The following is a 17892-nucleotide window of genomic DNA, read 5'->3' as shown; positions in this document are numbered from 1 at the left end:
GCACAGGGCATGTCCCACGCCGTCAAGATCTACGACACCTGCATCGGCTGCACCCAGTGCGTCCGGGCCTGCCCTCTCGATGTCCTTGAGATGGTGCCCTGGGATGGCTGCAAGGCAGGGCAGATTGCATCCTCTCCACGCACTGAAGATTGTGTTGGTTGCAAGCGATGTGAAACGGCATGTCCCACCGACTTCCTGAGCATTCGCGTCTATTTGGGAGACGAGACCAGCCGCAGCATGGGACTGGCGTACTGAAGTCCTTCAACGTTTATCCCAAGACCCCATAAGCTCTGCCCGGCGATAGCCGGGCTTTTTGTATGTGCGGAATCGTTGCTTTGGTGGGCTCCCGTGAGGCTGCACCACAGCTGCTCGAAGGTTTGAGGCAGCTGGAATACCGGGGGTACGACTCCGCAGGAATCGCGACGGTTGAGTCCGACACGGGGCAATTGCATTGCCTGCGGGCCAGCGGCAAGCTGGCCAATCTCACTGCCCGTGTGGACAGCGAGGGTGCTCCCGGTCAATGTGGAATCGGTCACACCCGCTGGGCGACACACGGCAAGCCCGAGGAACGCAACGCCCACCCCCACCGCAGCGGAGATGGAGCTGTGGCGGTGGTGCAGAACGGCATCATTGAGAACCATCGCAACCTCCGCGAAGAGCTTGAGGGGGCTGGGGTGGTGTTTCGCTCAGAGACCGATACCGAGGTCATTCCCCATCTGATCGGTGCAGCGCTTCAGTGCTGCGGAGCTGACGGAGTGGAGCGTCCGGCCGAACAACTGCTGACCGCGGTGCAGTCCGTGCTGCCCCGTTTGCAGGGGGCCTACGCCCTTGCTGTGATTTGGGACAAAGCCCCTGGCGCTCTGGTGGTCGCCAGACGGGCCGCACCATTGCTGATCGGTCTCGGTGAAGGAGAGTTCCTCTGTGCCAGTGACACTCCGGCTTTGGCGGGCTTCACGCGCACGATCCTGCCGATGGAAGATGGCGAGGTGGCGCTGCTCTCACCTCTCGGTGTGGAGTTGTACAACGCTGAAGGACGGCGGCAGCAACGCATGCCATCGGTGCTGTCGGGTGCCGATCACGTGGCGGACAAACGCAACTACCGCCACTTCATGCTCAAGGAGATTCATGAGCAGCCTGAAACCGCAGAGCTCTGGGTCTCACGTCACCTTCCTCCGGGACTGACGGAAGCCAACCCAGTGGCACTGCCGTTCGATGAGGCCTTCTATGCCGGTATTGAACGGATCGAAATCCTCGCCTGCGGCACAAGCCGTCATGCCGCACTGGTGGGGGGACATCTGCTGGAGCAGTTCGCGGGGATTCCCACGGCAGTCCATTACGCCAGTGAATTTCGTTACGCCCCCCCACCACTGGCACCCCATACGCTCACGGTGGGGGTCACCCAGTCCGGTGAAACGGCCGACACGCTGGCAGCCTTGGCCATGGAAGCCCGGCGCCGCGAGGTCCACGGTGATCCTGCCTATGCTTCTCGTCAACTTGGGGTGACCAACCGCCCGGAAAGTTCCCTCTCACGCCAGGTGTCGCACATTCTCGACATTGGTGCGGGAATCGAGGTGGGTGTCGCTGCCACCAAAACCTTTCTGGGCCAACTGCTGGCCTTCTACAGCCTCACCATGGCGTTTGCCGCCCGTCGAGGCAGCCGTTCCCCTGCGGAGATCGCGTCTTTGGTGCAGGAGTTGCGGCGTCTGCCGAAAGAGCTGAAAACATTGGTCGATCTCCATGATCAGCGCTGTGAAGCCTTTGCTCACCGCTTCGCAGAAACCCAGGATGTGATCTTCCTCGGTCGCGGCATCAACTATCCCATCGCCCTTGAGGGTGCCCTCAAACTCAAGGAGATCAGCTATATCCACGCCGAGGGTTATCCCGCCGGGGAGATGAAGCATGGACCGATCGCTTTGCTCGACTCCCACGTGCCGGTGGTTTCCATCGCCGTGCCCGGTCAGGTGTTTGAGAAGGTGCTCAGCAACGCTCAGGAAGCGAAGGCCCGTGATGCCCAGCTGATCGGTGTGGCACCTGAAGGGCCCGACACAGAGCTCTTCGATGAACTTCTGCCGGTGCCGGATGTGAGCGAATGGATCAGTCCCCTGCTCACCGTCGTGCCGATGCAGTTACTGAGCTATCACATTGCGGCCCATCGGGGCCTGGACGTCGATCAGCCCCGTAACCTCGCGAAAAGCGTCACCGTGGAGTGACGCGCAGATCACTGCGGCCGTAGCGGTCTTCAAAACGGACGATGTCATCTTCACCGAGGTATTCGCCGCTCTGAACTTCGATCAGTTCAACGGGGATCTTTCCAGGATTGGAGAGACGGTGTTTGCATCCCATCGGGATGTAGGTGCTCTGGTTTTCGCCGAGCAGCTGTTCTTCGCCATCGCGTTCCACCAGAGCCGTTCCTCGAACCACGACCCAATGCTCGGCCCGGTGGTGGTGCATCTGTAGCGACAAGCTGGCTCCCGGCTTGACGCTGATCCGTTTCACTTGCCAGCGGTGGTCTTCCACCACTCCCGTGTAGGCCCCCCAGGGGCGGTAAATCTTGCGATGGGCCTTGCCCTCAGGGCTGCCATCAGTTTCCAGTTGTTTCACAACGGTTTTGATCGACTGTGCCTGGGAGCGGTCCGCGATTAGGACCGCATCGTCGGTTTCCACGACGACAAGATCTTCGACGCCAAGCCCCACCACCAGACGATGTTCGCTGCGCAGATAGCAGTTGCGGCTGCCTTCTGAGATGACTCGCCCTTGCAGCACGTTGCCGTTCTGGTCACGCTCACCCGTTTCCCAAAGCGCACTCCAGCTCCCCACATCGCTCCAGCCGGCATCGAGCGGCAGCACTGAGCCCAGTTCCGTTTTTTCCATCACCGCCACATCAATGGCGACGTTCGGGCATTTGGCGAAGGCTTCGCGTTCAAGCCGCAGGAATTCAAGATCGGCGGTGTCTTGCTCCAGAGCCGCGCGGCAGCAACTCACCACCTCCGGGGAGAGTCGCTCCAATTCGGCCAGCATGGCGCTGGCGCGGAACAGGAACATGCCGCTGTTCCAGGTGAAACGCCCTGTGGCCAGAAACTGCTCAGCTGTGGCACGGTCGGGCTTTTCGACGAAGCGGGCGATTGGCACATCGAGCAGTTGACTGTTGTTGAACGGTTGTGCAGCCTCGATGTAGCCGTAGCCCGTCTCCGGGGCGGTGGGAACGATTCCAAAGGTCACCAGACGCCCCTCCTCGGCGGGCTGGCGGCCAGCTTCAATCGCGTCTCGGAAGTGACGGGCATCTCGGATTAGATGATCGGCGGCAAGCACAAGGAGCAGGGGGTCGTCGCCGTTCGCAGTGGCCTGCAGTGCTGCCACGGTGACGGCCGGGGCCGTGTTGCGTCCGATTGGCTCGAGCAGGATGGCATTCGGTTCGATGCCGATCTGACGCATCTGCTCCGCCACGATGAAGCGATGGTCTTCATTGCAGATCAGCAGCGGCGGAGCGAGGCCGTCCAGACCGTTCAGGCGTTGATGGGTTTGCTGCAGGAGGGTGGAATCGCCTCCACCACTGAGTGGCCAGTACTGCTTTGGATAGCTGGCCCGGGATAATGGCCACAGGCGTGTGCCTGTTCCTCCGCAGAGGATCACCGGGATCAGGGGTGTGGCGGCCAAGCTGTCCGTAACCAGGGTTACCCAGGATCGCCCGAGCGCCCCTCTCCTGTCGATGGGCCATGGTTGATGAGGCCCTAGAGCTCGAGCAGCCCTGGCGGGGGAGTCACCAGCAGCCAGCCCTCATCGAGATGAACTTCCGGCACGATGGCTTCAACAAAAGGCACCAGAAGCGTGCGGCCATCCGGACGTTGAATTTCAAGGAGGTCGTTCCCCGCCGAAATCAAATCCTGAACTGTGCCCAGACTGCTCCCTTCCGCGTTCAGCCGGACTTCGAGACCGACCAGATCGAGCAGATGGAATTCACCCTCCTGAAGGGTGGGTCGATCGTCCGAATGGACCAAGAAATCCTGACCGACCAGGGTCTCCGCTGCTGCCCGGTCGTTGATGCCTTCAAGACGAACCACAAACAGCGACCGACCCGGCAGTTGGCGGCCGCGGATTAGTTCCATTTTCTTGGGAGAACCGCCATTGGAGGCTTGCAGCCAGCGCGGGCCCGGTTGGGTGAAGCGCTCGGGGAAATCACTGCTTGGGTTGATTTTGAGCTCTCCTTTCAGCCCTTGTGCTCCGACGACACGGCCAACCTTGAGCCAGTCCAAGGAATCTGGAGCAGGCATGACGAAACGCGACCGCTCTGCCGATAATGCCCGCAGACCTGCCCAGGCCTGAGTGATGGCGACATCTGAAGCTCCGATCCTTCCCGGTTCAACCATCACGGTTCGGGATCCCCGCTCGATTTACAACGGCTATATCGGTTTCGTGCAACGGATCAGCGGTGATCGTGCAGCGGTGCTGTTCGAAGGGGGCAACTGGGACAAGTTGGTGACGATGCGGATCAAGGACCTGCAACCAGCCTGAGTGTGATCGCGTTACGACACCGCTGGCGAAAGCCACTCAAAGCCATCGTCCAGGAAACGAAGACTCCCGCAGGGCGTTTTTACAACGTTCTTGTCTTCGGGGCGATTTTGCTGAGCGTTCTGGCGCTGTTAATGGATCCGAATCCATTAACCAGTTCTGTGGTGCGCGGTAGTGCACATGGCTGGATTCAGTTGATTCAGAGCCTGTGCCTGCTCGTTTTTGTCACAGACTTTGTTTTGAATGTTTATGTCAGCGATCGGCCGTTTCGTTATGTTTTCAGCTTTTACGGTTTCATCGATTTGATGGCCGTTGTGTTCTTCTTTATCCCTGAAGTCAGCAGTGAGATCTTGCTTTGGGTGTTTAAATTTGGCCGGATTTTGAGGGTGTTCAAGCTGCTTCGTTTCGTTGATGAAGCGAGGGTTTTGGGGGAGGCGTTGCGAGCTAGTGCACGCACGATCGTTGTTTATTTATTTTTTGTATTCTTGCTCCAGGTGGTTCTTGGCTATTGCATATTTGTGATTGAAAGTGTGAACCCAGAAAGTCAATTTCGGACGATCGGCAATGGTGTTTATTGGGCGATTGTCACGATGACAACCGTTGGCTATGGAGACTATGTACCCCAAACAGGCCTTGGACGTTTGCTTGCATCTGTGGTGATGATGTTGGGTTTTGGAATTATTGCGATTCCCACCGGAATCCTCACTTATTCCGGAGTTCGTCATCACCAGAGGGATCAAAGTGGCCCGGCTTGCATTGCTTGTGGGCGTGCCGGCCATCGAAAGGATGCCGTGCACTGCGATCAGTGCGGCACGCCTCTGCCCGATTAAAGCTCCTTAAGGGCTTGAAGTGCAGCCTGGGCTGCTTGTTGCTCGGCTTCCTTGCGGGAGCGTCCAAACCCTTCCGACGTGATCAGGTTGCCGATCCGTACGCAGCTTCGGAAGCGGCAAGGGTCGCCATGGTGCAGGTTGTGCTCCCCTGTTTCGTAACTCGGCAGTCCCAGCTTCTGGGCCTGGCTCCATTCCTGCAGGGCTGATTTGCTGTTAAAAAGGTCAGGCCTGGCCAACACCGCCATGCTGCGCTGCTTCCAGTGGGGTGTCAGCCAGGCGTGCACCTGCTCGAGGCCATTCGGTTGGAGATACAACGCGCCGATCAAGGCTTCCGCTGCTTCGGCTCGAAGCGTATGTCTGGCATTGTTATCTCGCCTGGCATGGGTGCCAGTGAGCAGGATCGTTTCGATTTCAATGGATGCTCCAAGTTCAGCTAGCCATTGATCACTTACGAGTTGAGCACGCAGTTCAGATCGTTTTCCGACAGGCAGATCTGGATGCTCACGGTCGATGTATTCCGAGCAAGCCAAACGAAGAACGGCATCGCCTAAAAACTCAAGCCGCTCATGGTTTTTGTTGAGCCTGGCAGATGTATGCGTGAGAGCTTCGTCAATGAGTGAAAGATCTGAGATTGTGTAGAGCCCTTCAACGCCGAGTTGTGACAGGAAGCGTTTCAGCTCGTCTGACCTTCTTTCCCCGACGTTCTGCATGATTGGATCTAATCCTTCAGGCTATAGTCAACGTAGGTTGTTCTAGGCAATGAAAATCAGTTTTTTTCATTTGTTTAAATGTGGTGGAACAACCTTTAATTGGATTCTGCAAAATAATTTTTCGGGGCGTGTTCTTTACGCTGAAAAGCCTGTTCCGTGCCGTGGTCGTTTAAAGGGAGCTTCGGTTCAAGACTATCTTTCACGGCACACTGAGATCACCTACGATGCCCTGTCTTCCCATCTAGCCGAACCAGCTTGTGCGGACTTAGCCCTTTTTCCTTGTTCGATCCTCAGGGTTCCTTCAGATCGAAATTGGTCTGCTTATCACTTCCAGATTCGCCAGGGCACATTGCAGGAGGGGCTTGGCTATCGAGACTATTTGGAGAAACATCATGACTTTCAGTCGCGTGTTCTTGGTGGTGAAAAAGTCAATTCTGAATCCCTTGAAGATGTTTTAAATCGATTTAATCTTGGTATCTTGGAGCGATTTGAGGAGTCAATGGTGGTGTTCGAGTGGTTGCTTGAACGCCAAGGTGTGAAGTTAAATTTGGCCTATCCTGGCGAAAAAAATCGCAGTAAAAATCGAGCCTCGCAATCAAGTTCTATCGACTCAAGATCAATTGATGATGCCTTGACGATGACTTGCTATTGGCATGATCTTGAGCTGTACAAACGTGCTACGGAGCGGCTTGAAGATCACCTTGCTGCAATGCCAGATCGCGATACCAGAATGGCTGATTATGCTGCGAGGTGTGATCAGGCCCGTGAACAGGAGCAACGCCAGAAATTAACCCGTTATGGAACGGGTCCCAATGACTTCACTTATATCGAGCCAACAACTGTGCCTGGGTTGCGTCCTGGCTTTGTTGGATGATTGATGGCCTTCGATATTGCTCAGTTACGATCGGGAGACCGCTTTCAAGTAGGTGGCGCAAGCTTTTGAGTGATGAACCGCCAATGTGACTCATTCGAATTTGGTTCCTGGCGTTGAATCGAGATTCTGCCTTGGTGCTGCTCTGCATTCAACCCAATCGCACTGAGTATCTCCTGCTTCGTTCATCACCAGGACTGTGTATCGGTCCAACGTTTGCTTGTTAGGCCAGATCGCTCCAGGTTTCTGGCATGTTCTTCCGCCTCCCATCGGTCAGTGAACTCTGAGCAGGTCCCATCCGTTACGCAAACCAAATAGCGACCATCCTCCATTTTTTTGACCGCAGTTTTGAACGGAGTGATTGTGATCTCTTCGCACACGTTCCCATGGCTCGTCTATGTCGATTTTCTGCGGTGAGATGTCGGTGCGATGCATCACTTATCACCAGATCAATCCATCCAGGTCAGGATCACCTCAAAAAACTGAATTGAGTAAGGAATATGCCGGAAGTGTTTTGTCGACAACACGGATAACCAATGTTTGATACCGAGACTTTCTCCTGTGTTGAGCAGTGCGCACAAGGGGCAGTGGGTGATCTGGGGTTGGCCACCAGATCGTGAAGCCAATTTGGCTTTGTTTTCAATTGCCACGCCATTCCCACTCTTGGTGACCGCTGCCCCGAAGGCAATAAGCATGAAGGCTGATTGCCTGATGCGCGTTCGCTGACGAGAATATGTGCATTGAGATCGGAGGAGCCAATGACGGCCGACACTCCACCTGAGCAAGCCGTAGAAGCATCCTGACTTTTCTGGCCCCTGCTCCAACTTTTCAACCCAACCGTGAGCAATTCGTCTGGTGCGACAAAGATGTGCGTCAACCCAGTCGATACTCCTCCGCACCGTGCATAGGTGCCCTGCAGGAGTACTGCTACACACCTGGATCCAATGGCCCCAGGGTTTGCCTTAAGCCAGACGCTTCGCACCTTTTCTTTCAGTTCACTGTCGTTCGATTAGCTTTCAACGCTTCACGGATACAGCTTCACTGAATACCAGGTAGCGATATGCACAAACGAGCGAGGTAGGCCGTCTTTCCATCGGGAAGGGCGGCCTTCTCTTTTGCTGTCTTAGAAGCATGCAACCGTGTCGTCGAACGATGTAATAGGGTTTTGCACTTAATACATTGATTAGTAGGTGTTGATGTGTATGCCTTTTTTATGGTTTGCGGGTTCACGGTAACGAAGATATGTTATGTTGACGCTGAAGATGTCAATGAAATGATTTTGATTCTGGATGGTAAATAGTCTGTGAATTGATTCTTTGGGACATGCCGAGAGGTGTTGGCCAGGATTTATAAGATTCGATCAATTTGTTGAGTTTACGACCCTTCCCGCAAGCCAGTTTGTTGGTGCGCTTCACCACACTTCTGGACACGTTTCGCGGACAGCGGCAGCCAGTCCAGCGAAGAAGTCGTCAGAGCCCGAGTGTGGATCAACTCCGGCATTAATTCGCAATTGGCTGATCTGTTTGACCCATACATCATTGAACAGCGAGAGGCCTTGCTTGTTGTCCTGTTGTCCCTTTTGACAGAAGCTTTGCAGCTGTTCCTTGCTTTCGCCAAGGAATTCATCCCTGAAGCTCTGCCAGCTTCGTGTTTGCGCTGAGACTGTTGTATGAAGCAAGGCCACGAGCAATGCCGCCTTCCAGAGTGATTTCAACATTCAGAAATCTGATTTATTCAAATGTATAAATCGATCTTCATTTGTCAAGTTGTTTGAGTTATTTTTTCAGGTAGAGGCATTCTGTGGGTTGGCAGGTCTCACTGGTTGGCGAGCGAATGAGCTGGCGTTATTGGCGCCATTCAGATGAAGATTGAAAGGATCTTTTTCTTGCTTTTTCCTTAAACTCACTGGGCGGTGAAGGTTTTGATCATCACGTCTGATTTTGCTTTGTCGTGCGGGTTATGCACCGAGGTTCTGAACATAGGCATCTTGAAAGCCAAGTTGAGCGGCGGTTTCTTTTAGCTGCCGTTGATCGGAAAAAGATGGACCACGCTTGCTTAGATCTTGATGAAGTGGTAATGCACCTTCCATCCTTGTTCTGATCAGTGACCAGAAGGTTGTGAGGTCTTCTTTTCGCGCAGCTATCACGTAGAGGATCTGCAGATCCGAGTGGGGATTTAGATGTCCGTAGAACTCGTAATCGCCCGGGCAAACCGCTATCGAATCGGCTGGGTGGCCCATAATGGTGATAGCAGGTTGAAGGAGCCGAGGAGTGCAGCGATCAGCAAGGACGACGGGCGCAACATTGGAGTGTTGATGTAGTGCTGAGCTCGGAAATAGTAGGAAATAATTCTCAAACAGCTTGGCTGTAAGATGTGATTTGGGTTGTGGACTGTCTTGAGCTCGAAGTGTTGATTCTCTGAGATTTTTGCTCTGACGTTCAGCGCATCACGGTCACAATGGTTTTCTCAGGCAGGCTGCCTGGCAGGCTCACGCTACGACCGGTCGTGCGGATCGTGGTTCCTCCCATGGCATCCAGAAAGGGTTGGACTCCGTCTTGATCACAGCCAGACGGTGCTTCCCCTCGGACGTACTGCACTGGAATGACCTGCTTGGGATTCAGTTGTTTCACGATTTCAGCCGCTTCATTGCCGTCGTAGATCTTGCTGCCCCCTCCAACTCCGATGATCAGCACGTCCGGTCGGCCCAGCAGTACCTTGTCAGCCCCGCTGAGGGGGCCAGCGGTGGCGCCGAGATGGGCGAAATTCAATCCCCCTTGGCTCCAGCGCCAGAGTGTGGCGTTGCCGAAGCGCCGTCCTTCGAGTCGATCGTGCGGGTTGGCAAATCCTTCCAGGGTCAGCCCTCCAATGCGGTAGGAGCCCGGAGCAGCCAGAAACCGTCCGCTGGCCACACCGCGGGCTCCTTCATCTGCGAGTTCGGAATTGGCCAGAATCACACCGGCATTGACGCGTGGTTCCGGCAATCCCGCTGCGCAGCCAACGGCACGGTATGGATTCAGCAGGACGGATTGTCCACCACCCTGGATCAACAGGGCCCGTTGGCCATAACTGCTGATCGTGACACCGCCGCCTGCTGTGGCCGCAGTTTGAAGTCCAAGCGTCAGTCCAGCGGCGACAGTGATGGCGGAACGCAGGGCGGACATGGGGTGCCTTCAACTCGAAGCGGACGCTAACAGCGTTATCCCTCAGAAAAAGCAGGATGCGCGGGCAAACCAATTGCATCTTTTCGTGCAAGTTCAGTCGCATCCCTGAGTGCGATCAGGCTTCGGCGTCCTTGAGGAAGTTCGCCAGCAATTGATGACCAGCATCGGTAAGCACGCTCTCCGGATGGAACTGCACCCCTTGCATGTGGGGATGCTGCCGGTGTCTCAATCCCATGATCGTGCCGTCTTCCAGCCAGGCCGTGATCTCTAGGCAGTCCGGCAGTGACTCCCGTTCGGCGATCAGAGAGTGATATCGGGTTGCTGTCAGAGGCTGGGGCAGCCCCGCAAAGACCCCCTCGCCTTCATGAAGCACGGGTGAAGTTTTGCCGTGCATTTGTTCTTTAGCGCGGATCACCCGTCCGCCATGCACCTGGGCCAGTGCCTGGTGCCCTAGGCACACTCCCAGGGTTGGAATCGAAGGAGACAAGCGCCTCAGAACGTCGAGGCAAATCCCTGATTGATTGGGATCCCCAGGTCCGGGAGACAAGAGGATCGCCTCGGGTTGAAGTGCTTCGATCTCCTGAAGGGTGAGGCTGTCATTCCGTTCCACGCGCAGGTCAGCAGCCACTGGATGGTGCAGGGCCAGTTCTCCGAGGTACTGCACCAGGTTGAAGGTGAAGCTGTCGTAGTTATCGATGACCAGCAACATCGGCGCAGAGGATGGGTCGGGTATCAGAGCCCCAGACGGAGCATGAGCGGTGGTAGCAGCAGGAACAAGGCGATCAGCAGTGAGCTGATCGCTGCCACAAGCACCGCGGCGGCCGCACAGTCTTTGGCGATTCTGGCCAAGGGGTGGTAGCGGCGTCCGATCGCCAGATCCACCACGGCTTCGATGGCTGTATTCAACAACTCAAGCACCAGAACAGCCGCAACCGTGAGCGCGAGCACGGCCATCTGTGCCAGGTCAAGCTGCAGCCAGGTGGCCATGGCAAACACCACGACCCCAGTAATCACGTGAATCCGGAAGTTTCGCTGCGTTAGAAATGCATATCCCAGTCCCTGGGCTGCATAACGAAAGCTGGCTGGTAGGTCACCAGCGATTCTCCAGGCATTCGAGCGGAGGCCACGCTGTCCGTTTGAAGGCATGGCGGCCACCTCGTCAGGCACCGGAATCTGGGTGTCAGTGGCCATCGAGTTTGGAGTCAACGTCCACCGGGAGGTGCCCCCGGCTCTGAACGTTACCGCTGATCTCCAGTAATCGCTCCTGCATCGCCAGCATTTGCTGGAGGGCCTCCGGATCGGGATGGTCCCAGCCCAGCAGATGCAGCAGGCCATGACTCACCAGCCAGCGCAGCTCGCGCTCAAGACTGTGGTTCTGCTCGATCGCCTGGCGACGGGCGGTCTGTACAGAAACAACGATGTCTCCCAATTCGACGCATGGATCGGCTTGAAAGTCGGGAGCGTCGTCCAGGGCCGCGAAGGAGAGCACATCCGTAGCGGTGTCGCGCTTTCGCCAGCTGTTGTTCAATTCCTTCAGCGTTGCATCGTCGCTCAGGGTCAGGCCAAGGCTCACTGCATCGGTTGCGCGAACCACGGCAGGACAGGCCCAGTCGCTGTTGGAGCGGATCGCTTCGATCCACGGCTGCAGATGCTTGATCCAGGTATGTTCCTCGCCCAGCCTCAGAGAGGTGGGATCGCTCAGGTCTGAACCGCTGGCATCAAAGGCGAGGTCAATGCTCAGCACATCAATGCGGCAGGGTCGGACGGCCAAGCCAGGCCACCAGCACGATGAATCCCAGGAAGCCCATCGCTGTTAGGCCGAAGTGCAGCAGGCTCTGACGGCCTTTCCGCACCATGTTTCGCATCGCCTGTTTGACGAAACTCGGAGGAGGGGTCACCGGGTTGTCCGTGGCAGTGATGCTGACTGCAGTGTTGTTTGAGGAGCTGTTGTCCTTGGACGATGCAGCAGAGGCCATGGAATCAGGTGTCGGCGTCATCGCCGGGACGGTCCACACCCTGTCGCAAGGACGCATCGATGAACGGATCGAGTGCGCCATCCATCACAGCCTGCACATCATTGGTCTCTTCGGCTGTACGCAGATCCTTCACCATCTGGTACGGGTGGAAAACGTAGTTTCTGATCTGGTTGCCCCAGGCTGCTTCCACGATGTCGCCTCGGATGTCGGCGATTTCAGCCGCGCGTTGCTCCTGGGCGATCACCAGGAGTTTCGCCTTCAGCAGTGCCATCGCCTTTTCCTTGTTCTGAAGCTGTGAACGCTCCTGCGTGCACCGCACGGCCAATCCGGTCGGGATGTGGAGGATGCGCACCGCCGTTTCCACCTTGTTTACGTTCTGGCCACCTGCACCACCTGAGCGGCTGGTGGTTACCTCCAAATCCTTTTCAGGGATGTCGATGTCCACCTCTTCCTCAATTTTCGGCATCACTTCGATGCCGGCGAAACTGGTCTGGCGTTTGTCGTTCGCATTAAACGGCGAGATGCGCACCAGCCGGTGCGTTCCCTTTTCGTTGCGCAGATATCCATAGGCGTAGCGGCCCTCCACTTCGATCGTGGCGCTTTTGATCCCCGCTTCCTCCCCTTCGCTCAGTTCATCCACGCTCACCTTCATGCCGTGATCCTCGGCCCAGCGGGTGTACATCCGCAGCAGCATCTGGGCCCAGTCCTGGGCATCGGTGCCGCCGGCACCAGCGTTGATTGTCAAAACTGCGCCTTCCTTGTCGTACTCACCGCTGAGAAGACGTTCGAGTTCCCAGCGATCCAGCCCGGCCCGGAGGTCGTTTAAACCACCCTGGGCTTCATTGAGGATGTCCTCGTCGGGCTCGAGGTCATAGAGCTCCAGAGTGGCCTGGGCATCGTCAATCGAGCTCCGCCAACCCGCCAGTTGCTGCAGCTGGGCTTTTACCTCGTCGAGACGGCGCATCTGCTTCTGGGCATTCTGCTGGTCCTCCCAGAAATCAGGTTGTGCTGCAAGTTGTTCCAGATCCCGCTGGCGAGCATTCAGGGCAGGAACGTCAAAGACAGTCCTGGGCATTGCCCAGGCGGTCAGTGAGCTCGGAAAGATCGCGCTTGAAATCCGTAAGATCCAGCAAGATGGAAGTGCTGATCAGGTTTAGACGCTATCAGTGCATCGACACTGCATAAGATCCGCATATCGGCTTCATTCTTCGCCATGGCCAAGGTTGAGATCTACACCTGGCGCGCCTGCCCGTTCTGCATCCGTGCCAAACGGCTTCTCGACAGAAAGGGCGTCGCGTACACCGAGTATGCGATCGATGGTGACAACCCAGCCAGGGATGCCATGGCCGAACGCAGCGGTGGACGGCGCAGCGTGCCGGAGATTTTCATTGATGACAGCCACATCGGAGGCTGCGATGAACTGCATGCCCTCGATCGCGCCGGAGAGCTGGATTCGCTTCTGGCGTCCTGAGTGATGCGGCAGCTGTTCGTCCTTGACCCGCTCGCGCAGATCAATCCGCAGAAGGATTCCTCGGCAGCATTGATGCAGGCGGCCCAGCGCGCCGGTGATGAGGTGTGGGTGTGCACTCCTGAGGATCTGATTGCTCGCGGTGATGAGCCATTGGCGATGGCGCTTCCCGTGACGCCAGATCCTTGGATAACCGCCGGTGCATGCGAACGCCTTCGGTTGAACGGGTTTGATGTGATCTGGATGCGAAAGGATCCGCCGGTCGATGAGGCCTATCTCTACGCCACGCATCTGCTCGAAGTGGCCGAGCGCGCTGGTGTGCGTGTGTTTAATCGTCCCAGTGCGTTGCGGGCCTGGAACGAGAAGCTTGGTGCGCTTCGTTTCTCCCGCTGGATGGCTCCCACCCTGGTGGCCGGCCGGGTGCATGAGCTGGAGGATTTCGCCAAGGAACAGGGTGAAGTGGTGTTGAAACCGCTTGGGGGAAGGGCCGGTCAGGGGGTGATTCGTGTTGCGGCCTCATCTCCGGGCCTGAAGGCCTTGCTCGAGCTCGTGACGGAACAGGAGCGCCTTCCGGTGATGGCACAGCGTTTTCTGCCTGCTGTCGAGAACGGCGACAAGCGCATCCTGTTGGTGGATGGTGATCCCCTCGGTGCCGTCAACCGTCGGCCGACCAGCGGTGATTTCCGCAGCAACCTGGCGGTTGGGGGTCAGGCGGAGGCCACTGCATTGACCGAGCGTGAGCACCAGATCTGCGCGGCCCTGGCACCGGCTCTGCGGGCGGAGGGTTTGTTCTTCGTCGGCATCGACGTGATCGACGGCATGCTCAGCGAAATCAATGTCACCAGTCCCACGGGCATTCGCGAAGTGGAGCGGTTGATGGAGCAGCCCTTGGCGGATCAGGTGATTGAGAGGCTGCAGCGGCAGAACTGACTCAGTCGCACAACAATGGTTGGTTGTGCATCGGAAATTGAGATGGCAAAGGGTTGGCGCTTGGTCGCAGCGTTGGGAAGTCTGGCTTTGCTCGCTCCTTTGGCATTGCCGTTGACCGTTCAGGCCAGTCAGCCTGAGCTAATCCCAAGGGAGGTGCTGTTTGGCAACGCTGAGATCACCGGCCTGGATCTCAGTCCGGACGGCAAGCAGCTGACTTACTTGGCTCCGTATCAAGGCGTGATGAATCTCTGGATTCGCGATCTTGACGGTCGCCGTCCACCCCGTCGCCTTACCAATCAGCAGGATCGTCCGCAATGGGGCGCGTTCTGGACCAAGGATGGCCGATACCTGATCTCATCCCGGGACAACCAGGGCGATGAGAACACCGTCCTGACCCGTATTGATCCCGCGACGGGTGCTATCACCGAGCTCACGCCCTCCCGTGGGGTAAGGGCTGCTGTGGTGGGGGCGTCGCGAGATGCACCGCAAGAACTTGTGGTGGGGATGAACGACCGCGACCCACGGTTCTTCGACATGTACGTCTTGAATGTTGATTCGGGCGAGCGTCGCCTGCTCTACCGGGCGGAGGACGGCCACTCTGTGGTTGTGCAGTGGCTGGACGGTGGCTGGCAGCTCACGATCCGCAAGCGGATGTTGCCCGATGGCGGTAGTGCTTTTGATCTGCGCCGTCCCGGCAGCGACGCTTGGCATCCCTTTCTCACCCTCTCGTTCGAAGATGAAAGCAGCGGCTCAGGCCTGTCGGGTTTCAGCCGTGATGGACGCTGGCTCTACGCGATGCTCAGTGTGGGCGAGGACATGCCTCGTCTGGTTCGTTGGAACAAAGATCAGTTGGCCGATTGCACGGCTGAATGTCCCAGTGAACTGATCCACCGTTCCAGCAGCGGTGTGCTGGCGGGGTCGCTCTCGGATCTCGAGACCCGTGAGCCGGTGGTGCTGACCGAAATCGCCTTGCGGAGCAAACGCATCGTGCTCAGGCCGGACTTTGATCAGGATCTGGCCGCACTCAACGCTCTCGCCGGTGATCGGGAATTCACTGTGATCGATCGCACCCGCGACGATCAGCTCTGGCTAGTGCTGCTTGCGTCGGATCATGCAGGCCCGGAATACTGGCTTTGGGATCGCAGGGAGCAGAACGGTCGGAAGCTCTTTTCCGTGCAACCCAGCCTGGATCGTTACCAGCTCGCTCCGATGGAGAGCTGGACCTTCAAGGCAAGGGACGGACTGCCTCTCTACGCCTACTTAACGCGCACCACTCTCGCCGGTTCAGGGCCGCAACCTCTGGTCCTGTTGGTCCATGGTGGCCCGTGGGCCAGGGATTACTGGGGCCTCGACCCCATGCATCAGTTGCTGGCCAATCGTGGCTACCACGTCCTTAGCGTTAACTACCGGGGTTCCACCGGTTTCGGCAAAGCCCATCTCACCGCTGGCAATGGTGAGTGGTACGCCGCCATGCAGGACGATCTGGTCGATGCGGTGGACTGGGCCATTGACCAGGGAATGGCTGACCCCAACAGGGTGGCGATCATGGGTGCCTCCTACGGCGGCTACGCAGCCTTGGCTGGCCTCACCCGGGATCCTCAGCTGTTTGCTGCGGCGGTGGCCCAGGTCGGTCCATCCAATGTGAGGACGTTGTTGGACACGTTGCCTCCTTACTGGGAGGCGGGTCGCGCCAATATGGAACGGTCGATCGGGGTTGGGGAGGTGGATCTTGATGCCATTTCACCGCTCAGCCACGTCGATCGCATTCAGCGCCCCCTCTTGCTTGGTCATGGTGCGAACGATCCTCGGGTGAAGTTGCAGGAAAGTGAGACCATCGCCGCTGCCATGGACCAACGCGGATTGGCTGTGGACTTCGTGGTGTTTCCGGACGAGGGCCATGGCATCGATCAACCGGGCAATGCCCTCGCCATGAACGCCCTGGTCGAAGCCTTTTTGAAACAGCACCTTGGTGGACGTGCTGAGCCCCTGGGTGATGTGTTGGAGAACTCCTCAATGGAGTGGCGCCTGCGTTCGCTTCCCGAGCCCTGAAACCTGATCAAGCTGGTCAGCCAGCACGGCCAGCTTCAGGCCCACCTCCTGCAGTTCCCGTTCCGCGATTGAACCTCGCACTAGCCCAGCACCTGCTGTGAGATCCAGCCGCAGGCCGCGGGCGTGTCCGCAGCGGATCGCGACGCGCAGCTCAGCATCCCCAGCGCTGTCGATCCACCCGATCGGAGCCGCATACCAACCCCGCTCGAACGGCTCGAGTGCTCGCAACCAAGCCATGGCTTCCCGGCGTGGCAAACCGGCCACAGCAGGCGTTGGGTGCAACTGTTCGGCCAGGCTTAGTGCGGCGAGGCCGCCTGTGTCAGCAGTGATCGGTGTGTGGAGGTGGGTCAGCTTGCCGTGCCGTGCCAGCTGTGGGCGACGGCGACGCCATGGGGTGAGTCCTTTCTGCTGCAGGAGATCAGTAATGGTGGCCACCACCAGTTCGTGTTCCCGTCGGTCTTTGTCGGATTGCATGAGTAGTGTCCCGTCGTCACCGCGGCCGGCAGTGCCGGCGAGGGCATCGCTCCGCAGACAATTGCCTCGCAGGCTGAGCAACCGTTCCGGGGAGGCTCCGAAGAAGGCATCGCTGCTCTGCCGTTGCCAGAGGAAACGGCAGCTGCCCGCCTGTTGTCGTCGCAGACGTTGCAACAGTGGAAGGGGATCCAGTGGACGTTCCAGATCAATCGACTGTCGAACGGCAAGAACCAGCTTGTGCAGTTCGTTCTCGTTGACGAGGGCCAGCCCCCGGTCGAGAGCGGTGCGGTAGCAGTCTTGCCATGGGCGAGCCAGGGTCCGGCCGATTCCATTCGGCTGGGCGTCGCCGTTCTCTCTGTTGAGCTGTTGCTGCAGTTCGCTCGCTTTGAACCAGAGCAGTTCCGCTAATCCCCGGGCATCCCCTGCATCACTGATGGCTCCGTTGAGACGGAGCCAGCCTCGCCGGCCCTGACGGCTCAGCTGCCAGCGGGGCAGAACCGCCTGCACAGATGGGACAGCATCGGAGTGCTGATGGCGATCACCGCTCTGTTCAAAAAAACTGAAGGCGAGCAGCACTCTCGGTCTTGCCTGAGCAGGAGCAGAGGCGAAGCCGTCGCTCAGGCGGCCGAGCGTGACATCACAGAAGCGCTGGGCCAGTTCAAAGCGCCTTGAACCAGCCAGTTCAAGGTGTTGACAACGTCCTGCCGCGGCGAGGGAGAGGCCTGGTGCACAGTCCCAGAGCATCCGGAAGCTTTCGGTCTTGGCCAGCTGGGGCAGGGCCCAGAGCGGATCGATCCCGTCCAGGGGGATGGCCAGGCTCAGCAGGCTTTCATCACAGGGGTGCTCCCGCCAGCCCCGCAGGGCGGCGTCGAGCAGCGTGCTGAAACGGTGGTCAGCCTGCATCCGTGGCGGAGGCG

At 57.8% G+C, this 17892-nt stretch carries 22 protein-coding genes; 9 read left to right on the top strand and 13 right to left on the bottom strand.

From position 1 onward, the window contains the following. Positions 1 to 9: 9 nt before the first annotated feature. On the top strand, positions 10 to 255 hold the full coding sequence (gene psaC / locus SIB64_RS00785) for a photosystem I iron-sulfur center protein PsaC (protein WP_007099573.1): 246 nt from the start codon (positions 10 to 12) through the stop codon (positions 253 to 255). A gap of 62 nt (positions 256 to 317) precedes the next feature. Continuing rightward, the gene (glmS, locus tag SIB64_RS00780) at positions 318 to 2210 is read left to right on the top strand and encodes a glutamine--fructose-6-phosphate transaminase (isomerizing) (RefSeq protein ID WP_413441450.1); all 1893 of its coding nucleotides are present in this window, start codon (positions 318 to 320) and stop codon (positions 2208 to 2210) included. Here glmS and SIB64_RS00775 read toward each other — a convergent pair. Both SIB64_RS00775 and rimM read right to left on the bottom strand, forming a co-directional pair. Then, positions 2197 to 3654 (bottom strand): mannose-1-phosphate guanylyltransferase/mannose-6-phosphate isomerase, encoded by a 1458-nt coding sequence (locus SIB64_RS00775; protein WP_413441449.1) that lies wholly within the window; start codon positions 3652 to 3654, stop codon positions 2197 to 2199. The two genes, glmS and SIB64_RS00775, sit on opposite strands and share 14 nt — an antisense overlap. Before the next feature lie 74 nt (positions 3655 to 3728). After that, the gene (gene rimM / locus SIB64_RS00770) at positions 3729 to 4268 is read right to left on the bottom strand and encodes a ribosome maturation factor RimM (protein ID WP_413441448.1); all 540 of its coding nucleotides are present in this window, start codon (positions 4266 to 4268) and stop codon (positions 3729 to 3731) included. 55 nt (positions 4269 to 4323) lie between these two features. Between rimM and SIB64_RS00765 the strand changes: the two genes are divergently transcribed. After that, positions 4324 to 4509, top strand: coding sequence for an NAD(P)H dehydrogenase subunit NdhS (locus SIB64_RS00765; RefSeq protein WP_413441447.1), 186 nt, complete (start codon positions 4324 to 4326; stop codon positions 4507 to 4509). A 5-nt stretch (positions 4510 to 4514) separates the two neighbouring features. Further along, positions 4515 to 5336, top strand: coding sequence for an ion transporter (locus SIB64_RS00760; protein WP_413442807.1), 822 nt, complete (start codon positions 4515 to 4517; stop codon positions 5334 to 5336). Here SIB64_RS00760 and rnc read toward each other — a convergent pair. Continuing rightward, positions 5333 to 6046 (bottom strand): ribonuclease III, encoded by a 714-nt coding sequence (rnc, locus tag SIB64_RS00755; RefSeq protein WP_413441446.1) that lies wholly within the window; start codon positions 6044 to 6046, stop codon positions 5333 to 5335. The genes SIB64_RS00760 and rnc overlap by 4 nt on opposite strands. Positions 6047 to 6095: 49 nt before the next feature. Between rnc and SIB64_RS00750 the strand changes: the two genes are divergently transcribed. Further along, positions 6096 to 6920 carry a hypothetical protein gene (locus tag SIB64_RS00750; RefSeq protein ID WP_413441445.1) on the top strand — a complete coding sequence of 275 codons (825 nt, stop codon included), beginning with the start codon at positions 6096 to 6098 and terminating at the stop codon, positions 6918 to 6920. Between the two features lie 446 nt (positions 6921 to 7366). Here the strand turns inward: SIB64_RS00750 and SIB64_RS00745 are convergent, their stop codons facing one another. The 3 genes from SIB64_RS00745 to SIB64_RS00735 form a co-directional block, all read right to left on the bottom strand. Next, positions 7367 to 7612 carry a hypothetical protein gene (locus SIB64_RS00745; RefSeq protein ID WP_413441444.1) on the bottom strand — a complete coding sequence of 82 codons (246 nt, stop codon included), beginning with the start codon at positions 7610 to 7612 and terminating at the stop codon, positions 7367 to 7369. A 716-nt stretch (positions 7613 to 8328) separates the two neighbouring features. Continuing rightward, positions 8329 to 8634 (bottom strand): hypothetical protein, encoded by a 306-nt coding sequence (locus SIB64_RS00740; RefSeq protein WP_413441443.1) that lies wholly within the window; start codon positions 8632 to 8634, stop codon positions 8329 to 8331. Between the two features lie 240 nt (positions 8635 to 8874). Further along, positions 8875 to 9006, bottom strand: coding sequence for a hypothetical protein (locus SIB64_RS00735; protein ID WP_413441442.1), 132 nt, complete (start codon positions 9004 to 9006; stop codon positions 8875 to 8877). A 90-nt stretch (positions 9007 to 9096) separates the two neighbouring features. Between SIB64_RS00735 and SIB64_RS00730 the strand changes: the two genes are divergently transcribed. Beyond that, positions 9097 to 9237 carry a hypothetical protein gene (locus SIB64_RS00730; RefSeq protein ID WP_413441441.1) on the top strand — a complete coding sequence of 47 codons (141 nt, stop codon included), beginning with the start codon at positions 9097 to 9099 and terminating at the stop codon, positions 9235 to 9237. Between the two features lie 118 nt (positions 9238 to 9355). Here SIB64_RS00730 and SIB64_RS00725 read toward each other — a convergent pair whose 3' ends face one another. The 6 genes from SIB64_RS00725 to prfB form a co-directional block, all read right to left on the bottom strand. Then, a complete protein-coding gene (locus tag SIB64_RS00725) occupies positions 9356 to 10078 on the bottom strand; it encodes an MBL fold metallo-hydrolase (RefSeq protein ID WP_413441440.1) in 723 nt (240 codons plus the stop codon). Positions 10079 to 10193: 115 nt separating this feature from the next. Further along, on the bottom strand, positions 10194 to 10787 hold the full coding sequence (locus SIB64_RS00720; protein WP_413441439.1) for an anthranilate synthase component II: 594 nt from the start codon (positions 10785 to 10787) through the stop codon (positions 10194 to 10196). Between the two features lie 23 nt (positions 10788 to 10810). After that, a complete protein-coding gene (locus tag SIB64_RS00715) occupies positions 10811 to 11224 on the bottom strand; it encodes a diacylglycerol kinase family protein (RefSeq protein ID WP_413442806.1) in 414 nt (137 codons plus the stop codon). Between the two features lie 34 nt (positions 11225 to 11258). Beyond that, positions 11259 to 11849, bottom strand: a complete 591-nt coding sequence (gene ybeY, locus SIB64_RS00710) for an rRNA maturation RNase YbeY (protein WP_413441438.1) — start codon at positions 11847 to 11849, stop codon at positions 11259 to 11261. After that, positions 11824 to 11943 carry a DUF3285 domain-containing protein gene (locus SIB64_RS00705; protein ID WP_413442805.1) on the bottom strand — a complete coding sequence of 40 codons (120 nt, stop codon included), beginning with the start codon at positions 11941 to 11943 and terminating at the stop codon, positions 11824 to 11826. Before SIB64_RS00705 ends, ybeY begins: the two co-directional genes overlap by 26 nt. Before the next feature lie 115 nt (positions 11944 to 12058). Next, positions 12059 to 13187 (bottom strand): peptide chain release factor 2 gene (prfB, locus tag SIB64_RS00700; protein WP_413441437.1). Its coding sequence is split into 2 segments (ribosomal slippage): positions 12059 to 13111 and positions 13113 to 13187, totalling 1128 coding nucleotides; the frame shifts between segments, so codons are not numbered across the junction. Between the two features lie 80 nt (positions 13188 to 13267). Here prfB and grxC point away from each other — a divergent pair. The 3 genes from grxC to SIB64_RS00685 are packed head-to-tail and all read left to right on the top strand — an operon-like array spanning position 13268 to position 16501. Continuing rightward, on the top strand, positions 13268 to 13525 hold the full coding sequence (gene grxC, locus SIB64_RS00695; RefSeq protein WP_413441436.1) for a glutaredoxin 3: 258 nt from the start codon (positions 13268 to 13270) through the stop codon (positions 13523 to 13525). Between the two features lie 3 nt (positions 13526 to 13528). Beyond that, complete coding sequence (gene gshB, locus SIB64_RS00690) at positions 13529 to 14452, top strand: glutathione synthase (RefSeq protein ID WP_413441435.1); 924 nt, start codon at positions 13529 to 13531, stop codon at positions 14450 to 14452. Positions 14453 to 14494: 42 nt separating this feature from the next. Next, positions 14495 to 16501, top strand: a complete 2007-nt coding sequence (locus tag SIB64_RS00685; protein ID WP_413441434.1) for a S9 family peptidase — start codon at positions 14495 to 14497, stop codon at positions 16499 to 16501. Here SIB64_RS00685 and SIB64_RS00680 read toward each other — a convergent pair. Next, entirely contained in the window at positions 16463 to 17878 is a 1416-nt protein-coding gene (locus SIB64_RS00680; RefSeq protein WP_413441433.1) for an isochorismate synthase, read from the bottom strand. The genes SIB64_RS00685 and SIB64_RS00680 overlap by 39 nt on opposite strands. Positions 17879 to 17892: the final 14 nt, after the last annotated feature.

Origin of the sequence: Synechococcus sp. MIT S1220 (genome assembly GCF_047303025.1) — a bacterium.
GTDB lineage: Bacteria > Cyanobacteriota > Cyanobacteriia > PCC-6307 > Cyanobiaceae > Parasynechococcus.
The sequence above is the reverse complement of the archived record's forward strand: the minus strand, read 5'-3'. Positions and strand labels throughout refer to the sequence as shown.